The sequence below is a fragment of the Nocardioides pymetrozini genome, assembly GCF_046058985.1.
Classification (GTDB): Bacteria; Actinomycetota; Actinomycetes; order Propionibacteriales; family Nocardioidaceae; genus Nocardioides.
Genome location: NZ_CP175556.1, coordinates 2,254,111 through 2,270,605, shown reverse-complemented (window position 1 = coordinate 2,270,605; position 16,495 = coordinate 2,254,111). Strand labels below are relative to the sequence as shown.

Here is a 16,495-nt window from a genome sequence, read left to right as displayed (position 1 = left end):
GCAAGGAGTTCCCCATGGCCGAGGCCTACATCGTCGACGCGGTGCGCACCCCCGTGGGCAAGCGCGGCGGCGCGCTCGCCGGCGTCCACTCCGCCGACCTCGCCGCGCACACGCTCGCGTCGCTGGTCGAGCGGACCGGCATCGACCCCGGCGCCGTCGACGACGTCATCCTCGGCTGCTGCGACACGATCGGCTCCCAGGCCGGCGACATCGCGCGCACTGCCTGGCTGGTCGCCGGCCTGCCCGACCACGTCCCGGGGGTGACGATCGACCGGCAGTGCGGATCCTCCCAGCAGGCCGTCCACTTCGCGGCCCAGGGCGTGCTCTCGGGCACCCAGGACCTCGTCGTCGCGGGCGGGGTCCAGAACATGAGCGCGATCCCGATCTCGGCCGCCATGCTGGTCGGACAGCAGTACGGCTTCACCACACCGTTCGCGGAGTCGCCGGGCTGGCTCAAGCGGTACGGCGACCAGGAGGTCAGCCAGTTCCGCTCCGCCGAGATGATCGCGGAGAAGTGGGACATCTCCCGCGAGGACATGGAGCGCTTCGCGCTGGCCTCGCACGAGCGGGCCCGCGCGGCGATCGCCGAGGGTCGCTTCGCGGCGGAGATCGCGCCGTACCCGATGGAGGACGGCTCGGTCTTCGACACCGACCAGTGCCCGCGCGACACCTCGCTGGAGAAGATGGCGGGCCTCGAGCCGCTGGCGCCGGGCGGCCGGATCACCGCCGGCGTCGCGTCGCAGATCTGTGACGGCTCGGCCGCGATCCTCGTCGCCTCCGAGCAGGCCGTGAAGGACCACGGCCTGACCCCGCGCGCCCGGGTCGTGCACCTCTCGGTGCGCGGCGACGACCCGGTGTGGATGCTCACCGGCCCCATCCCCGCGACGAAGCACGCGCTGGCGAAGGCGGGCATGACGGTCGACGACATCGACCTCTTCGAGTGCAACGAGGCGTTCGCCTCCGTGGCCCTGGCCTGGATGAAGGAGACCGGCGCCCCGCACGAGAAGGTGAACGTCAACGGCGGCGGCATCGCGCTCGGCCACCCGATCGGCGCCACGGGCGCGCGCCTGATGACCACCCTGCTCAACGAGCTCGAGCGCACGGGCGGCCGCTACGGGCTGCAGACCATGTGCGAGGGCGGTGGCCAGGCCAACGTGACCATCATCGAGCGCCTGGGCTGAGCGTCCCCGGCGCGCAGGTGCGCGCTCAGAGCACCGTCCACCAGATCCCGACGATGCCGGGGACCAGGCCGAGCAGCAGCCACGGCGAGCGCCACGTGCGGCCGTTGATCGCCAGGGTCGCCGCGATGCCGCCGACCATGAAGGCCGCCGCGATCACGTTGAGCCCGATCCTGGCGTCCAGCCGGTCCTCGGCGACGTGGTCGGCCGCGATCACGAAGCCCACGGACAGGTGCAGGATCGTGGTGACCACCAGGACCGAGACCACCCGGCGCTGGACGCGCTGGAGGCGCTCGATGTCCCTCGGGTCCGGCTCCTTGCGAGGGGCGCTCGGGTCCATCAGGTGACGCCGGCGGGCCGCTCCGGCGCGTGGTCCGGGGCCGGGCTGCGACGGCTGGTTCACGCGATCAGGATATCCAGTGGCGCCGGTCCCCTCGACACCGGATCCGTCGGCGCGCGAACCCGATCCCCGGGCTCCGGGTCAGGTCCCGGCAGCCGGCGTGCCGGAGCCCGCCGGGCCGGCGACCCGCTGCACAAGGCGCACGGCGTCGGCAGCGCTGACACCGAGAGCCCGCATCCGGTGGAGATAGGCCGTCGCCGCCTGCTGCGCCTCCTGTTCGAGGCTCGGGCCGGAGACGAAGCTGCCGGCGCGTCCCCGAGTCTCGATCAAGGCCGCCTGCTCGAGCTCGCGGTAGGCCCTTGCCACGGTGTTGGTGGCCACGCCCAGGTCCGCAGCAAGGCGGCGGACCGTGGGCAGCCGGGTGCCGGGGGTGAGCTCGCCCTGTCCGATGAGTCCGGCGAGCTGGGAGCGGATCTGCTCGTAGGGCGGCGTCGGCTCGGACGGGTCGAGGGTGATCATGCCGCCCCGCGCCCCGCGATCGACTGTCCGGGCACCAACACCTCGCCGGGCGCCAGTGTGGGCCACAGGCGCTTGCGGAAGCGGGGCGTCTCAGGGTCGAGGTCGATGAGCAGGCACGTGGCTGAGGCGGCCAGGAGGACAAGCTGAACAGCGGCGAGGGCCAGCGAGGACGATGAAGACGGGTCCTGCAGCCGTAGGGCGGTCAGGGTGCCCGGTCCGGCCAGGAGTGACGCGGACCTCATCGCGTCGGCGCGCCACGCGTCCTGCAGGTAGAGGTGGGCGGCGTCAGTCGCGCGCTGGGGACGTCCGACTTCGAGGTGCCAGACCACGGGGCCGACCACTGCGACGACCGCGATCAGCAGGCCGGTCACCGCTGCGCCCGCGGCGTCCGGAGCCCATCCGGTCCGACTCGCCGTGACGAGCGCGCTGCCGATGGCGGTGAGGCCGATGCCCGCCTGCGCTGCATGGGCCACGACGACGCGGCGGTCCAGGTAGTCGAGCACTCCGGGCGTCCGCGTTCGAGCGAGGCCCGGGCGGCCGGGCGCGGCCGTGAACTCACTGCCCGCCCGCGCGACGCGCCGGATCATCTCGGCCAACACGGGGAGCGCCAGCAGTCCAGGCGCAGCCATGGCGAGGAAGGAATGCTCTCCCATGGTCACGAGAAAGAGCAGCAGTCCGGGAAGGCTGATGATCATGGTGAGCCGAGCCCGTCGGACCTGCTCGCGCTCGAACTCGCCGAGGAACTCCGGGGAGATCTGGACCCCGTACTGACGGGCGAAGTCACGGCCGGCCGAGCGTGTCCACCGCGGTGCGAGCAGCCACGCCACCCCGACTAGGCAGACCAGGCCGCCGGCTCCCATAGCCTCGATGCGGCTGAGCTCTACGCCGGCTGTGTCCACCTCTGCATGCTACATAGATCGGTCTTGAAGCAACACAAGATCTGATACAAAACCTCTCAGGAGTAACGGTGGGTCTTCGCGGCATGGCCGCGCTCCCGGGTGCAGGTGCGACCGCTCATGTTGCGGTGCCCGCACAGGCCAGCGTCGGTCTCATCCTGCGCCGGCGCCGCGGCCGGCCGGGCGGCCCTCTTGCGCGGCATCGCGCCACCGGCGCGGGCCTGGGCTTCCGCGTAGCGGGCCTCGCGCATCGCGCGCACTGCATCCATCTTGCTCATCGGCGACTCACCTGGCGGACTCTAGGCGAGCGGTCCGACAGTTCCCGGGACGGCTCGCTGTCCCCGTCCCGATGGCCGCACCGGGGTCACACGACGTACGAGGAGGCCCTCTTCAGCGCGGCGGCGGCCTCGAGGACGATCCGCTCGACCAGCTCCTCGCACGAGGGCAGGTCGTCGATGACGCCGACGACCTGGCCGCTGGCGAGGACGCCGGCGGAGGTGTCGCCCTCGACGAGGCCGGCGCGGAGCATCGTCGGCGTGTTCGCGGCGAGCGCCATCTGCCCCAGGGTGCGTCCCTGCGCCTTGCGCATCGCGCGGCCGTCCTTGAGCAGCTGCGTCCACGACATGCCGGAGGACCGCTTGAACTCGAGGGTGCGCCGGGCCGTGGGACCGAGGCGTCGGACCGCGGAGGTCTCCTCCAGCGAGGCGACGAGATCGGTGCGGAGCATCCGGTGGGGCATGCCGTCGACCTTCGTGGTGACGACCGTGTCGGCGAGGCCCTTCGACAGGTAGAGCTCCTTGACCGCGTCGGGGACCGCGGAGTCGCGGGTGAGCAGGAAGCGGGTGCCCATCCCGACCCCGGCGGCGCCGTAGGACAGCGCCGCTGCGAGTCCGCGCCCGTCGAAGAAGCCGCCGGCCGCGATCACGGGGATGTCGACGGCGTCGAGGACGGTCGGCAGCAGCAGGGTGGTCGGGATCGCGCCGGTGTGCCCGCCGCCCTCGCCACCTTGGACCATGACGGCGTCGGCACCCCAGCCGGCGACCTTCTTGGCGTGCTTGGCCGCGCCGATCGAGGGCATCACGACGATGCCGTGCTCCTTGAGCGTCGCGATCAGCTCCGGCTTGGGCGCGAGCGCGAAGGACGCCACCTTGACACCGTGCTCGATGAGCAGCCGGCATCGGTCGGCCGCGTCGCCGGCATCGGCGCGCAGGTTGACGCCGAAGGGCCTGTCGGTGCGGCCCTTGACCTCGATGATCGCCTGCTCCAGCTCGGCGAAGGTCATCGTCGCGGAGGCGAGGATGCCGAGGCCGCCGGCGTTGGCGGTGCCGGACACGAGCCGTGGGCCGGAGACCCAGCCCATCCCGGTCTGCACGACCGGGTGCGGGACGCCGACCAGGTCGGTGAACGGCGTGCGGATCTGCTGGTCAATCATTCGGCACCTCCTTGAAGCGGAGCCCCTTCGGGTCGAGCATCTCGCGGATGATCAGCAGCTCCTCGTACGACGGCTCGCGGGTCTGCGGCACCTCGGCGGGCAGCTCGAGGGTGAAGCCCGTCGCGGCGACGACCTCGTCGACGCTGACGCCCGGGTGCACCGAGACGAGGCGGACGGTGTCGCCGGCTCCGCCCAGGTCGAACACCCCGAGGTTGCTGACGATGCGGTGGATGTCGTTGAACCGCGCGGCACCCGGGCCGGCGGCCTTGGCGCGGGCGGGCCCGACGCCGGAGACGATGTCGACCTGCTCCACGAAGACGCGGGGGGAGTGCTTCGGGACCCAGTACGAGGTGCGGTTGTTGACGGTGTTGCCGGGTGCGCCCCGGGAGCCGAGCAGCTGGCGCTTGGGCTGTGCGAAGGACCCGATCGCGGAGATGTTCTGGTTGCCGTGCCGGTCGACCTGGGTCGCGCCCATCATCACGTGACGCTTTCCGTAGGCGACGACGTCGAAGACGCGGCGGAAGGGGATCCAGCCCTCGACGACGTCCTTGCCGCCGAGCGGCGGCGTGCCGCCGAGGAAGAGGGACTCGCCGTCGCTGATCACCAGGTCGGGATTGGACGTCAGCCGCGCGAGCCGGACGCCGAGCGTGGGCAGCAGCCCCATCGGGCTGGCGAAGATCTCGCCGTCCACGCTGAAGGCGTCGGCGATGGCGGCGGCGCACACGTCGGCGCGGGTGCTCTGCGGCGCGGTGGGCTCGGTGGTGGGGGCGCTCACTTCGCGGTCTCCTCGGTGAAGGCCTGGACGGCGGCCTGGTAGGACGCCTCGTCGCCGGCGAGGAAGCGGTCGTGGAAGGCCTGCCATTCCTCGTCCGAGCCGGAGGCCGCGGCGGCGTACGCGCGTTGGAACCGCTCGTCGCGCTCGTAGTCGGGGGTGCAGGTGGTGAAGTGGGCGCCGTTCGGGGTCTCGACGACGCCGGAGACCATCATCCGGCTGAGCAGCAGCCGTTGGACGGGCGTGTCGACCGTCAGGCCAGCGGTGTCGACGACCTGCTCGACGCTGACATAGGTCCGCTCGGCCGCCATCGCGAAGAGGTCGTCGAAGTACGGGTCCGGGCCCAGGTAGGTCGCGTTGCCGTGCTGGTCGGCGCGGTTGAGGTGGATCAGCGCCGCGTCGAGCCGGAGGGCCGGGACCGCGACGAGCTCCTCGTGGCCGTGACCCTCGTCGTACGGGCTGGTGACGGTGCGGATCCACGGGTTGTTGACCAGGACGTCGGAGCCGAGGCCCGCGCGCATCGGCAGGAACGGCAGCCGCTCGGCGGCCGCCTTCAGCCCGGTCTGGAACATCCCCTCGTCGAGCTCGACGATCTCCGGGATGGATGCGCTCTGGCGGGCGCGCTGGAAGTTGGGCTCCAGCGGGACCGTGTCGAGCGAGACGAAGGCGTAGACCAGCTTGCGGATCTTGCCCGCGCGTGCGAGCAGACCCACGTCGGCGCCGCCCCAGCTGACGACCGTCAGGTCGGTCAGGTCGGAGTTGTACAGCGCGCGGACCAGCGCCATCGGCTTGCGGCGCGGGCCCCAGCCGCCGATGCCGATCGTCATCCCGCTCTCGAGACTGCCGATGACATCGTCGATCGACATCCGCTTGTCACGCGGCCTGCGGCTGGCGCTCATCGGGCACCCTCCGCGCTGTTCGCCGCCTTGCTCGTGCCGGCGAAGTCGTCGCGCAGCTCGTCGCTGACGCCCATCAGGTTGAGCTCGAAGGTGAAGCCCTGCTCCCAGCGGTAGGACTTGTTCACGTCGACCGGGTCGATGCCGTTGAGGGCCTCCTTCGCCGCGCGGATCACCTTGGTGTTCTTCGCGGCGATCTCGCCCGCGACGGCGTACGCCGCCTCGTCGAGGCGCTCGCGCGGCACCACCTCGAGGACCGACCCGAAGGCGACCAGGTCCGTGGCCGGGATGGTGCGCGCGGTGAAGTAGAGGGTGCGCATCAGGTGCTGCGGGACCAGGCGCGCCATGTGGGTGGCGGCGCCCAGCGCGCCCTGGTTCACCTCCGGCACGCCGAAGTAGGCGTCTTCGCTGGCGACCACGATGTCGGCGTTCCCGACCAGGCCGACACCGCCACCGACGCAGAAGCCGTTGACGGCCGCGACGACCGGCACGGCGCACTCGTAGACAGCCTTGAACGCGGCGAAGCAGCCCTTGTTGGCGCCCAGCAGGGCGTCGAAGCCGGTGGTGTTCTGCATCTCCTTGATGTCGACGCCCGCGTTGAAGCCCTTGCCCTCGGCGCGCAGGACCACGACCTTCGTCGCCAGGTCGGCGCTGGCCTCGTCGAGAGCCGCGGCGACGTCGAACCAGCCCTGGACGGTGAGGGCGTTGACCGGGGGAGCGTTCATCGTGACGACGCGGATGCCGTCCGGCCGCAACTCGCTGGTGACTGTCATGGCCGTCATGCTACCAAGCATTTGCTTGGTATCGTGTCCCGTGTCCCGAGTCGGGACCCAGGACGAGACGTCGCAGAGGAGACCGAAGTGAGCAGGTTGCTGGAAGGTCGGGTCGCCATCGTGACCGGCGCGGGACGAGGCATCGGACGCGCGCACGCACTGGAGCTGGCGCGGCACGGCGCCAAGGTCGTCGTGAACGACTTCGGCGTGTCGCTCGCCGGCGAGGGCACCCAGGAGACGCCCGCTCACGAGGTCGTCGCCGAGATCGAGGCGAGCGGGGGAGAGGCCGTGGTCAACGGAGCCGACGTGGCGGACTTCGCCGCGGCGGAGGCCATGGTGCGCCAGGCGATCGACACCTTCGGCGGCCTGGACATCCTCGTCAACAACGCAGGCTTCGTCCGCGACCGGATGCTCGTCAACACCAGCGAGGAGGAGTGGGACGCCGTCGTCCGCGTGCACCTCAAGGGCCACTTCGCGCCGCTTCGGCACGCCGGAGCCTACTGGCGCGCCGAGGCCAAGGAGGGGCGCCCGCGGACCGCCCGGGTGATCAACACCTCCTCGGGCGCCGGGCTCCAGGGCTCGATCGGCCAGGCGACGTACTCCGCAGCCAAGGCCGGCATCGCCGGCCTGACCCTGGTCGCGGCCGCCGAGATGGGCAGGTACGGCGTCACCGTCAACGCGATCGCACCCGTCGCCAAGACCCGGATGACCGAGGGCGCCTTCGACACCTCCGCGATGGCGCTCCCCGAGGACAACTCCCCGGTCGTCGCCTGGCTCGCCTCCGAGGAGGCCGGCGACGTCACCGGCCGCGTGATCGAGATCGACGGCTCCGTCATCACCGTCGAGAACGGATGGGTGCACGGCCCGTCCCGCGACAACGGCAGCCGCTGGGAGGCGGAGAAGGTGGGTCCCGCCCTGCGGGAGCTGCTGGCCGAGGCGCCGGTGCCGGAGCCGGTGTACGGGAGCTGAGCCGGAGACAGTTTCACCGGCCGGCCGGTGAAACTCACGCTTGGACGATGAAACTTCATCGTCCAGGGGACAGTTTCGTCGTCCAGGCCGTGACGGGAGTGACGGACGGGACTCAGGCCGCCAGGCGCATCGCCCGCAGGATGCGGGCCGCGGTCTCGGTCGGCCGGGCAAGATCTGCCCAGGTGATCCGGACCATCGTCCAGCCGGTGAGCTCGCGCAGTAGGTCCTCGCGCTGCTTCTCGCGGATCACCATGTCCTCGATCGTCTCGCCGGGCCGGCGGTAGCGGTGGTACTTCACCGCCCCGTCGAACTCCACCATCGCCCTGTACGCCGGCCATGCGAAGTCGACCCGCCCGGCCACGCGCCCACTCGGATGCCTGATCTCGAACTGCGCGATCGGAGCGGGCACGGACTGGGCGCGCATGAGCAGGCGGGCGCGGGTCTCGCCGACAGACTCCGCCTTGCCGTCGACCAACACGAGGACCCGGTGAAGCCCCAGGGTGTCCGGCCAGGTCCGCATCCGCGAGAAGAGGGCGTAGAGCTGGTCGATGGACGTGTGGCCGGCTTGGACGTACCAGTCCAGCACGGCAACGCCTGCCTCTTGGGAGATGAGCGTCGCGGTGTCGAGCGCGGTTCGCGTCGGAGCTGTGATCCAGCCGCGCTCGTCGCGCGAGATGTCGTCGACCAGGACCTCGCCACGGTGGTGGATCACACGCGCACCAGACCGCTCGCCCTTCGCGCGCAGGCTCGTGAGATGCACGGCTGACAGGTCCAGTCCCCAGTTCGGACCGCCTTGCTCGATGCACGCGCTGATGTGGGAGGCCGCGACGGTGTCGTCGTACAGCTGGCGTACGGCGTCGAGGAGCAGCCGGTGGCGCTCCACGCGGTCCGCCTGCTCCCAGCGCTCGCGCAGCACGTAGCAGCCTTGCCGGATGCGGACCAGCATGCCCGCGCGGACGGCCCGTCGCAGGGCGTTGTCGTCGAAGCCGACGGCCAGGGCGTCACGGCGCAGCAGGATGCCCTGGGCGTCCACGAGGTACTCGAGCATGAGCGACAGGGTGCCCCGTTCGCGCTTCTCCCGCCCGGTGCGTACCGACGGCCTGTGGACAGCGAGGTACGGCGGCCGAGCGCGCTGTGGACAGAGGGCGAGCCTGGACGACGAAACTCACGCTTGGACGATGATCCTTCTTCGTCCAAGCGTGAGTTTCACCGGCCGGCCGGTGAAACTGTCTCCGCCCTCAGATCCGCTCGATGATCGTCCCCGTCGCCATCGCCCCGCCGGCGCACATCGAGATCAGCGCGGTGGACTGGTCGCGGCGCTCGAGCTCGTGGAGGGCGGTGGTGATGAGGCGGACGCCGGTGGCGCCGACGGGGTGGCCGAGGGCGATGGCGCCTCCGTTGACGTTGACCTTGTCCAGGTCGACGCCGTGGACGCCGGCCCACGACAGGACGACGGACGCGAAGGCCTCGTTGACCTCGAAGAGGTCGAGGTCGCCGATCGTCATGCCCGTGCGGTCGAGCAGGCGCTGGGTGGCGTCGATGGGGCCGTCGAGGTGGTAGTAGGGGTCGGAGCCGACCAGGCACTGGGAGACGATCCGGGCGCGCGGCGTGAGGCCGAGGGAGCGGGCCCTGTCCTCGTCCATGATCAGTACGGCGGCCGCGCCGTCGGAGATCTGCGAGGAGGTGCCCGCGGTGTGCAGGCCGTCCTCGAGCACGGGGCGGAGCCCGGCGAGGCCCTCGGCGGTGGTGTCGCGCAGGCCCTGGTCGGCGTCGACGATGCGGGTCTCGCCGGTCGGCTGGCCGGACTCGTCGAGCACCGGCGCCTCGATCGGCGCGATCTCGCGCTTGAACCGGCCCTCGTCGACGGCGACCCGGGCCTTGGCCTGCGAGGCGAGGCCCAGGGCCTCCAGGTCGGCGCGGCTGAGGCCGCGGTTCCTGGCGATCCGGTCGGCCGCCTCGAACTGGTTCGGCATGTCGATCGACCAGTCGGCCGGCCGCGGGTCACCCAGGCCCGGCGGGACGTTCGCGCCGAGCGGGATGCGCGACATCATCTCGACGCCGCAGGCGATGCCGACGTCGATGGTGCCCGCGGCGACCATGTCGTTGACCAGGTGGGCGGCCTGCTGTCCGGAGCCGCACTGCGCGTCGAGCGCCGTTCCCGCGGTCGCCTGGGGGAGACCGGCGTACAGCCAGGCCCGTCGTACGGCGTCGTTGGACTGCTCGCCCGCCTGGGTGACGCAGCCGCCGACGACCTGCTCGACCAGCGCCGGGTCGAGGCCCGCGCGGCGGAGCACCTCGGCCTGGACGAAGCCCAGGGTCTGTGCCGGGTGGAGGCCGGCGAGCCAGCCCTTGCGCTTGCCGAGGGGAGTGCGGACCGCTTCGACGATGACGGGGGTGCCCATGGGTGCACGGTAGCACCACAAGTAGAACACGTTCTACCCTCGGTCGCGGGCCGTCCCGGACCGCGAAAGTACTTTCACGAAAGGCTTTCGTATTGGTGCGATGCTTTGTACGGTGGCCCTAGAACGTGTTCCACCCCTCATGGCTGTCCAGCAGTGAAAGGTTCAGGGCGTGACCGAGCTCATCATTCCGGCGGGATGGGATCCCACCGATCCCGACATCAACGAAGTGGCCCTGCCCCACGACCAGTTCCGGGCCCTGCGGGCCAACGAGCCGATCCGCTGGGTCGAGCAGGTCCCCGAGGCCCGCGCGGGCTTCCTCGACACCGGCTACTGGGCGTGCACCCGCCACGAGGAGGTGCGCCAGGTCTCCAAGGACAACGAGAACTGGTCCACCGCCGAGAACGGCGTGATCATCCGGTTCGCCCCCGACATGACCCGCGACCAGGTCGAGGTCCAGCGCGCGATGCTGATCCACCACGACCCGCCGAGCCACACCAAGATGCGCGGCATCGTGTCGCGCGGCTTCACCCCGCGCGTCATCGCCTCGCTCAAGGACGCGCTGAAGGAGCGCGCGTACGAGATCGTCGAGCAGGCGGTCGCCAAGGGCAGCGGCGACTTCGTCGAGGACCTCGCGGCCGAGCTCCCGCTGCAGGCGATCGCCGACTTCCTCGGCGTGCCCCAGGAGGACCGGAAGAAGCTCTTCGAGTGGTCCAACCAGATGATGGGCTACGACGACCCGGAGATCGACGCGGACCCGGCCATCGCGTCCATGGAGATCCTGGGCTACTTCGACCAGCTCGCCAACGAGCGTCGCGCCAACCCCCAGGACGACATCGTCACCAAGCTGATCAGCGTGGGCCAGGACGACGACCACGGGGCGCTGACCAACGACGAGTTCGGCTTCTTCGTGATCCTGCTGACGGTCGCCGGGAACGAGACCACCCGGAACGCCACCACGCACGGCATGCACGCCTTCTTCGAGCACCCCGACCAGTGGGAGCTGTGGAAGAAGGAGCGGCCCGACACCGCGATCGACGAGATCGTCCGCTGGGCGACACCGGTCACCGTCTTCCAGCGCACCGCGAGGCAGGACACCGAGCTCGCGGGGCAGGCGATCAAGAAGGGCGACCGCGTCGGCCTGTTCTACGCCTCGGCGAACTTCGACGAGTCCGTCTTCGAGGACCCCTTCCGGTTCGACATCAAGCGCGAGCACAACCCGCACGTCGCCTTCGGCGGCCACGGTGCGCACTACTGCCTGGGCGCCAACCTGGCCCGCCTGCAGATCAACCTGATCTTCAACGCGATCGCGGACCTGGCCCCGAACATCTCGCTGGCCGGCGAGCCGCGGCGGCTGCGCTCGGGCTGGCTCAACGCCATCAAGGAGATGCAGGTCAACTACGCCTGACCGACTCTTCAGCGCAGGTTCAGGGTGGCTCCGTGACAATGGGGCCACCCTGACCGTCTTTTCGTCCTGCCCGGGAGGTCGCATGCGCGTGCTGGTCGTCGACGACGAGCGGCGCCTCGCGCGCACCCTGGAGATCGGGCTCGGCGCCGAGGGCTTCGCCGTGGACGTCGCCCACGACGGGACCGACGGGCTGTGGCTGGCCCGGGAGAACCCGTACGACGCGATCGTGCTCGACCTGATGCTCCCCGGCATCAACGGCTACAAGGTCTGCGAGACCCTCCGCGCCGAGGGCAACTGGACGCCGATCCTGATGCTGACCGCCAAGGACGGCGAGTGGGACCAGGTCGAGGGCCTCGACACCGGCGCCGACGACTACCTCACCAAGCCCTTCTCCTTCCCCGTGCTGGTCGCCCGGCTCCGGGCCGTCGTCCGCCGGGGCGCGCGGGAGCGGCCCACGGCGCTCGAGGTGGGCGACCTGGTCGTCGACCCCGCCGCCCGGCGGGTCCACCGCGGGGACGAGGAGATCGCGCTGACCGCCCGCGAGTTCGCGGTCCTGGCCTTCCTCGCCCGGCACAAGGGCGATGTCGTCTCGAAGCGGCAGATCCTCGACGCGGTGTGGGACGGCGACTTCGAGGGGGACCCGAACATCGTCGAGGTCTACGTCCGGCACCTGCGCAACAAGGTCGACCGGCCGTTCGGGCGCGAGGCGATCGAGACCATCCGCGGCGCCGGGTACCGGCTCGCGAGCGACGGGGGCTGAGATGGGACGCGTCGGGTCGGTCCGGCTCCGTACGACGGCCGCGGCCCTGCTCGTCGTCGCGCTCGCCCTGCTGCTGGGTGCGACGGTGCTCGTGCTGGCCGTCCGTACCTCGCTGCGCGACGGGGTGGAGAGCTCCGCCGAGCAGCGGGCGGCCGACCTCGTGGCGCAGGTCGAAGCGGGCACGCTGCCGACGAGTGCCGGGCCCGAGCGGGACGAGGAGCCCGAGGACGAGCCCGAGGACGAGCCCGAGGAGGTGGTGTGGCAGGTGCGCGCCCCCGACGGAGGGCGGGCCGCGGGATCGCCCCTCCTGGACCGGGTCGACCCCGACGAGGAGGTCGTCGACCTGCCCGGAGGGGAGCACCCGTACACCGTGGCGGAGGAGGACGCCGACGACGGCTCCCGGGTCGTGGTCGCGGTCTCGCTCGAGGACGTCGGGGAGACGACTCGGGCCCTCGCGGTGCCCCTGGTCCTCGGCCTCCCGCTGCTGCTGCTCGTGGTCGGGACGACCACCTGGGCCGTGGTCGGCAGGGCGCTGCGACCGGTCGAGCGGATCCGGGCGGAGGTCGAGCAGATCAGCGGGTCCAGCCTGGAGCGGAGGGTGCCGGAGCCGCCGGCCCGGGACGAGGTGGGGCGCCTGGCGCGCACGATGAACCAGATGCTGGCCCGGCTCCAGTCGGCTCGCGACCGCCAGGAGCAGTTCGTCGCCGATGCGTCCCACGAGCTCCGCTCGCCGCTCGCCAGCGTCCGGCAGGCCGCGGAGGTCGCGCGCAGCCACCCGGGGGCGCTCCCCGAGGGTGAGCTCGCGGACACCGTGCTGGAGGAGGCGGTGCGGATGCAGGGCCTCGTCGAGCAGCTGCTGGTGCTGGCCCGGGCCGGCGAGGGACGTGCCGCCCTCCGGCACGCCGACGTGGACCTCGACGACCTGGTGCTGGCCGACGGACGACGGATCGGGCGGGCGGGGCTCGACGTCGACACCCGCGGCGTCGGGGCCGGCCGGGTGCGGGGCGACGCCGTCGCGCTGGGGCAGATGATCCGCAACCTGGCGGACAACGCTGCTCGGCACGCCCGCGAGCGGGTGGCGCTGACGGTCCGCACCGAGGGCGGAGAGGTCTGCGTCATGGTGGAGGACGACGGCCCCGGCGTACTCCCGGGCGACCGGGAGCGGGTCTTCGACCGCTTCGTCCGGCTGGACGACGCGCGCGCCCGCGAGGCCGGCGGCAGTGGACTCGGCCTGGCCATCGTGCGCGCGGTCGTGGAGGCGCACGGCGGCTCGGTGACGCTCGACGCCTCCCCGCTCGGCGGCGCCCGGTTCGTGGTGCGGCTGCCCGCCTGAAGAGCCCTTCAGGAACGTTCAGCACCCCTTCAGCGAGCGCCCGGCAGGCTCGGTTCCGTCAGCAAGGAGCTGTCCCTACCGAAGGAGAACGCCATGAAGACCACCGCCCTGCGCCGCAAGCGCGTCGTCATCCCCGCCGTCGCCGCCGTCGCCGTCCTCGCCGTCGGCGGGACCGTCTGGGCCGCCTCAGCCGACGACGTGTCCGGCGACGAGCGCACCCGGGTCGCCGCCGCGGCCGAGAAGGCCGCCGGGGGTGGCAAGGCGGTCGACGTCGAGAAGAGCGACGACCCGGGTGAGGCGTACGAGGTGGAGGTGCGCCGCGCCGACGGCACCGAGGTCGACCTCACCCTCGACGGGGACCTGGCGGTCGTCACGCGGGAGGACGACGGTGACGACGACCGCGACGACCGCGACGAGCGCGATGACCGCGATGACCGCGATGACGTGGACGCCGACGACCGGGCCCTGAGCGCCGAGGAGCGCAGCTCGGTGGAGCGCGCCGCCCTGGAGGCCGTGGGCGGCGGCACCGTTCTGGAGACCAGCGCGAGCGACGACCCCGGCGTGGCCTACGAGGCCGAGGTCCGCGACGCCGCCGGCCTGGAGTGGAACGTCGACCTCGACGCCTCCTTCGCCGTGGTCGCGAAGAGCGAGGACCGCTGAGCGGTCCCACCCGCCGCGCATGCAGTAGCGTTGAGGGAGCAAGCAGTCACACGCAGGAGGTTGCGATGAGCGACGTCAACGCCGAGCAGTTCCGCGGGTTCTCCGAGAACCACTACCAGCACGGGATGCACTCCCTTGCGTGGATCTCGCTGTGGCTGATCGTGGGCCTGGGCGTCGCCGCCGGCGTCTTCGGGTTCTTCTGGGGCCTCAGCAGCTGACCCGCCCGGTCAGCCGGCGTTGGTCCGGCTGACCAGGTCGTCGACCACGGCGGGCATGCTGCCGCCGCTGCGCTCGTACGCCGCGCGCTGGCGCGCGGCACCGCCGTCGGCCAGCACCCGCGGCACGGCGCTTCGCACCAGATCCGCGTCGCCGTGCGCGGCGAGCTGGTCGCCGACCACCGCGACGAGACGCTCGACGACGTCGCGCGCCGGGACGAGGTCGCCGGAGACCGGGTCGAGCAGGCGGTCGCTCAGCCCGTACCGCGCCGCGCGCCACCGAGCCGCGCGGAGCAGCTCGGCCCGCCAGCGGCCCCCGGGCAGGCCGCCGCCGTCGAGCTCGCGGCAGACCAGGCCGCGGACGAGGACGGCCACCAGGGTGGCGTCGTCCGGATCGGTGCACACGTCGCTGATCCGCACCTCGACGGTCGGCTGGTTCACCGAGAGCCGGGCGTCGAAGTAGAGCATGCCCTGGTCCATCGCCGCCCCGGACGCGATGAGCTGGCGGCTGAGCGCGTGGTAGGCCTCTGCGGAGCCGAACGTCTCCGTCGGAGAGGCGCTCGGCCACTGCGACCAGGCCTGGGACCGCCAGGACGCGTACCGCGTGTCGCGGCAGTGGTAGAACGGCGAGTTCGCGCTGATGGCGAGGAGCACCGGCAGCCACGGAGTGATGGCGTCGATCGCCCGCACCCCCTCGTCGTCGGACTCGACGCGCACGTGGACGTGCTGGCCGCAGGTCCCGCCGGGCCGCGCGACCTCTCCGAACGTCTCGACCATGGCCAGGTAGCGCTCGTCGCGGGTGGTGCGCGGGGGGCCGCCCTGGAGCGGTACGGCGCCCGTGGCCGCGGTGAGGACTCCGGCCCGCTCGGCAGCGTCGGCCGCCCGCCGGCGCAGCCGGACGAGATGACGGCGCAGCTCGCCGGCGTCCGTGACCGGGGGCGTGCGGGTCTCGAGCTGGTGGGCGAACAGCTCGTGGTCGAGCTCGTCGGCGGGCTCGCCCACCTGCTCGCCGGCGTACCGCAGGGCCTGCTCGGCACGGGGCGCCGCGGTGCGCGTGTCGGGGTCGACGAGCAGCAGCTCCTCCTCGACCCCCAGGGTTCGCCGGTCCATCGCCGTCACCGCCTCGGGTCGTCCGAGGAGGCGGTACCCGGACCGCGGTGGGGTCAGTCGCGGGCGGTGAGGACCAGCGGGTCGCCGGAGGTGATCGCCACCGTGTGCTCGGCGTGGGCCCCGCGGGAGCCGTCGGCGCTGCGGATGGTCCAGCCGTCGGGGTCGAACACGATCTCGTCGGTGGTGTGCAGGAACCAGGGCTCGATGGCGATGACCAGGCCGGGGCGCAGCTTGAGGCCACGACCGGGGCGCCCGTCGTTGGCGACGTGCGGCTCTCCGTGCATCGTCCGGCCGACGCCGTGTCCGCCGAACTGGAGGTTCACCGACAGGCCGGCCTCGTGCGCGACGCTGCCGATGGCGTGGGAGATGTCGCCGAGGCGGTTGCCGGCCCGTGCGGCCGCGATTCCCGCGGCGAGCGCGCGCTCGGTCACCTCGATGAGGCGCAGGTCCTCCTCGCGCGGCGTGCCCACGACGACGGACAGCGCGGAGTCGGAGACCCAGCCGTCCACGGACGCGGCGAAGTCGACCGAGAGCAGGTCGCCGTCCTGCAGCGTGTAGTCGTGGGGGAGCCCGTGCAGCACGGCGTCGTTGACCGAGGTGCACAGCACCTTGCCGAAGGGGCTCGCGCCGAACGACGGGTGGTAGTCGATGTAGCAGGACTCGGCGCCGGCGTCCTTGATCATCTGGTGCGCCAGCTCGTCGAGCTCGAGCAGGTTGACCCCGACGTCGGCCTTCTCGGAGAGGGCCTGGATCACCGAGGCGACGAAGCGTCCCGCCGGGCGCATCTGCTCGATCTGGGTGGGGGTGCGCAGCTCGATCACGGGGGAGAGCCTAA

19 protein-coding genes are annotated in these 16,495 nt (G+C 71.9%); 7 read left to right on the top strand and 12 right to left on the bottom strand.

All coding sequences use genetic code 11. From position 1 onward, the window contains the following. Nucleotides 1-14: 14 nt before the first annotated feature. On the top strand, nt 15-1,181 hold the full coding sequence (locus tag ACJ5H2_RS11140) for an acetyl-CoA C-acetyltransferase (protein ID WP_408895451.1): 1,167 nt from the start codon (nt 15-17) through the stop codon (nt 1,179-1,181). Nucleotides 1,182-1,206: 25 nt separating this feature from the next. Here the strand turns inward: ACJ5H2_RS11140 and ACJ5H2_RS11135 are convergent, their stop codons facing one another. From ACJ5H2_RS11135 to ACJ5H2_RS11100, 8 genes are all read right to left on the bottom strand, one after another. After that, nucleotides 1,207-1,581, bottom strand: a complete 375-nt coding sequence (locus ACJ5H2_RS11135) for a hypothetical protein (RefSeq protein WP_408895450.1) — start codon at nt 1,579-1,581, stop codon at nt 1,207-1,209. 78 nt (nt 1,582-1,659) lie between these two features. Further along, the gene (locus ACJ5H2_RS11130) at nt 1,660-2,037 is read right to left on the bottom strand and encodes a GntR family transcriptional regulator (RefSeq protein WP_408895449.1); all 378 of its coding nucleotides are present in this window, start codon (nt 2,035-2,037) and stop codon (nt 1,660-1,662) included. After that, a complete protein-coding gene (locus ACJ5H2_RS11125; RefSeq protein WP_408895448.1) occupies nt 2,034-2,936 on the bottom strand; it encodes a hypothetical protein in 903 nt (300 codons plus the stop codon). Before ACJ5H2_RS11125 ends, ACJ5H2_RS11130 begins: the two co-directional genes overlap by 4 nt. A 56-nt stretch (nt 2,937-2,992) precedes the next feature. Next, on the bottom strand, nt 2,993-3,211 hold the full coding sequence (locus ACJ5H2_RS11120; RefSeq protein WP_408895447.1) for a hypothetical protein: 219 nt from the start codon (nt 3,209-3,211) through the stop codon (nt 2,993-2,995). A gap of 86 nt (nt 3,212-3,297) precedes the next feature. After that, nucleotides 3,298-4,365, bottom strand: a complete 1,068-nt coding sequence (locus tag ACJ5H2_RS11115) for an NAD(P)H-dependent flavin oxidoreductase (protein ID WP_408895446.1) — start codon at nt 4,363-4,365, stop codon at nt 3,298-3,300. Next, nucleotides 4,358-5,140, bottom strand: a complete 783-nt coding sequence (locus ACJ5H2_RS11110) for a CoA-transferase subunit beta (RefSeq protein ID WP_408895445.1) — start codon at nt 5,138-5,140, stop codon at nt 4,358-4,360. The genes ACJ5H2_RS11115 and ACJ5H2_RS11110 overlap by 8 nt, the downstream gene beginning before the upstream one ends. Next, a complete protein-coding gene (locus ACJ5H2_RS11105) occupies nt 5,137-6,036 on the bottom strand; it encodes a CoA transferase subunit A (RefSeq protein WP_408895444.1) in 900 nt (299 codons plus the stop codon). Before ACJ5H2_RS11105 ends, ACJ5H2_RS11110 begins: the two co-directional genes overlap by 4 nt. After that, entirely contained in the window at nt 6,033-6,806 is a 774-nt protein-coding gene (locus ACJ5H2_RS11100; protein ID WP_408895443.1) for an enoyl-CoA hydratase family protein, read from the bottom strand. The genes ACJ5H2_RS11105 and ACJ5H2_RS11100 overlap by 4 nt, the downstream gene beginning before the upstream one ends. A gap of 87 nt (nt 6,807-6,893) precedes the next feature. On the opposite strand from ACJ5H2_RS11100, the gene ACJ5H2_RS11095 reads away from it, so the two are divergent. Beyond that, nucleotides 6,894-7,775: an SDR family oxidoreductase gene (locus ACJ5H2_RS11095; RefSeq protein ID WP_408895442.1), complete on the top strand. Its 882-nt coding sequence runs from the start codon at nt 6,894-6,896 to the stop codon at nt 7,773-7,775. A 112-nt stretch (nt 7,776-7,887) separates the two neighbouring features. Here ACJ5H2_RS11095 and ACJ5H2_RS11090 read toward each other — a convergent pair whose 3' ends face one another. After that, nucleotides 7,888-8,823, bottom strand: coding sequence for a type IV toxin-antitoxin system AbiEi family antitoxin domain-containing protein (locus ACJ5H2_RS11090; protein ID WP_408895441.1), 936 nt, complete (start codon nt 8,821-8,823; stop codon nt 7,888-7,890). Between the two features lie 190 nt (nt 8,824-9,013). Continuing rightward, on the bottom strand, nt 9,014-10,177 hold the full coding sequence (locus ACJ5H2_RS11085) for a steroid 3-ketoacyl-CoA thiolase (RefSeq protein WP_408895440.1): 1,164 nt from the start codon (nt 10,175-10,177) through the stop codon (nt 9,014-9,016). 169 nt (nt 10,178-10,346) lie between these two features. Between ACJ5H2_RS11085 and ACJ5H2_RS11080 the strand changes: the two genes are divergently transcribed. From ACJ5H2_RS11080 to ACJ5H2_RS11060, 5 genes are all read left to right on the top strand, one after another. Beyond that, nucleotides 10,347-11,582 (top strand): cytochrome P450, encoded by a 1,236-nt coding sequence (locus ACJ5H2_RS11080; protein ID WP_408895439.1) that lies wholly within the window; start codon nt 10,347-10,349, stop codon nt 11,580-11,582. An 82-nt stretch (nt 11,583-11,664) separates the two neighbouring features. After that, nucleotides 11,665-12,342 carry a response regulator transcription factor gene (locus tag ACJ5H2_RS11075; RefSeq protein ID WP_408895438.1) on the top strand — a complete coding sequence of 226 codons (678 nt, stop codon included), beginning with the start codon at nt 11,665-11,667 and terminating at the stop codon, nt 12,340-12,342. A 1-nt stretch (nt 12,343) separates the two neighbouring features. Continuing rightward, nucleotides 12,344-13,675 carry a sensor histidine kinase gene (locus tag ACJ5H2_RS11070; RefSeq protein WP_408895437.1) on the top strand — a complete coding sequence of 444 codons (1,332 nt, stop codon included), beginning with the start codon at nt 12,344-12,346 and terminating at the stop codon, nt 13,673-13,675. Nucleotides 13,676-13,768: 93 nt separating this feature from the next. Further along, the gene (locus ACJ5H2_RS11065; RefSeq protein WP_408895436.1) at nt 13,769-14,335 is read left to right on the top strand and encodes a PepSY domain-containing protein; all 567 of its coding nucleotides are present in this window, start codon (nt 13,769-13,771) and stop codon (nt 14,333-14,335) included. 65 nt (nt 14,336-14,400) lie between these two features. After that, entirely contained in the window at nt 14,401-14,553 is a 153-nt protein-coding gene (locus tag ACJ5H2_RS11060) for a hypothetical protein (protein WP_408895435.1), read from the top strand. Nucleotides 14,554-14,562: 9 nt separating this feature from the next. Here ACJ5H2_RS11060 and ACJ5H2_RS11055 read toward each other — a convergent pair whose 3' ends face one another. Together ACJ5H2_RS11055 and map are read right to left on the bottom strand one after the other, a co-directional pair. Further along, nucleotides 14,563-15,660, bottom strand: coding sequence for a glutamate--cysteine ligase (locus ACJ5H2_RS11055; RefSeq protein ID WP_408895433.1), 1,098 nt, complete (start codon nt 15,658-15,660; stop codon nt 14,563-14,565). Between the two features lie 53 nt (nt 15,661-15,713). Then, complete coding sequence (map, locus tag ACJ5H2_RS11050; protein ID WP_408895432.1) at nt 15,714-16,481, bottom strand: type I methionyl aminopeptidase; 768 nt, start codon at nt 16,479-16,481, stop codon at nt 15,714-15,716. Nucleotides 16,482-16,495 lie beyond the last annotated feature (14 nt).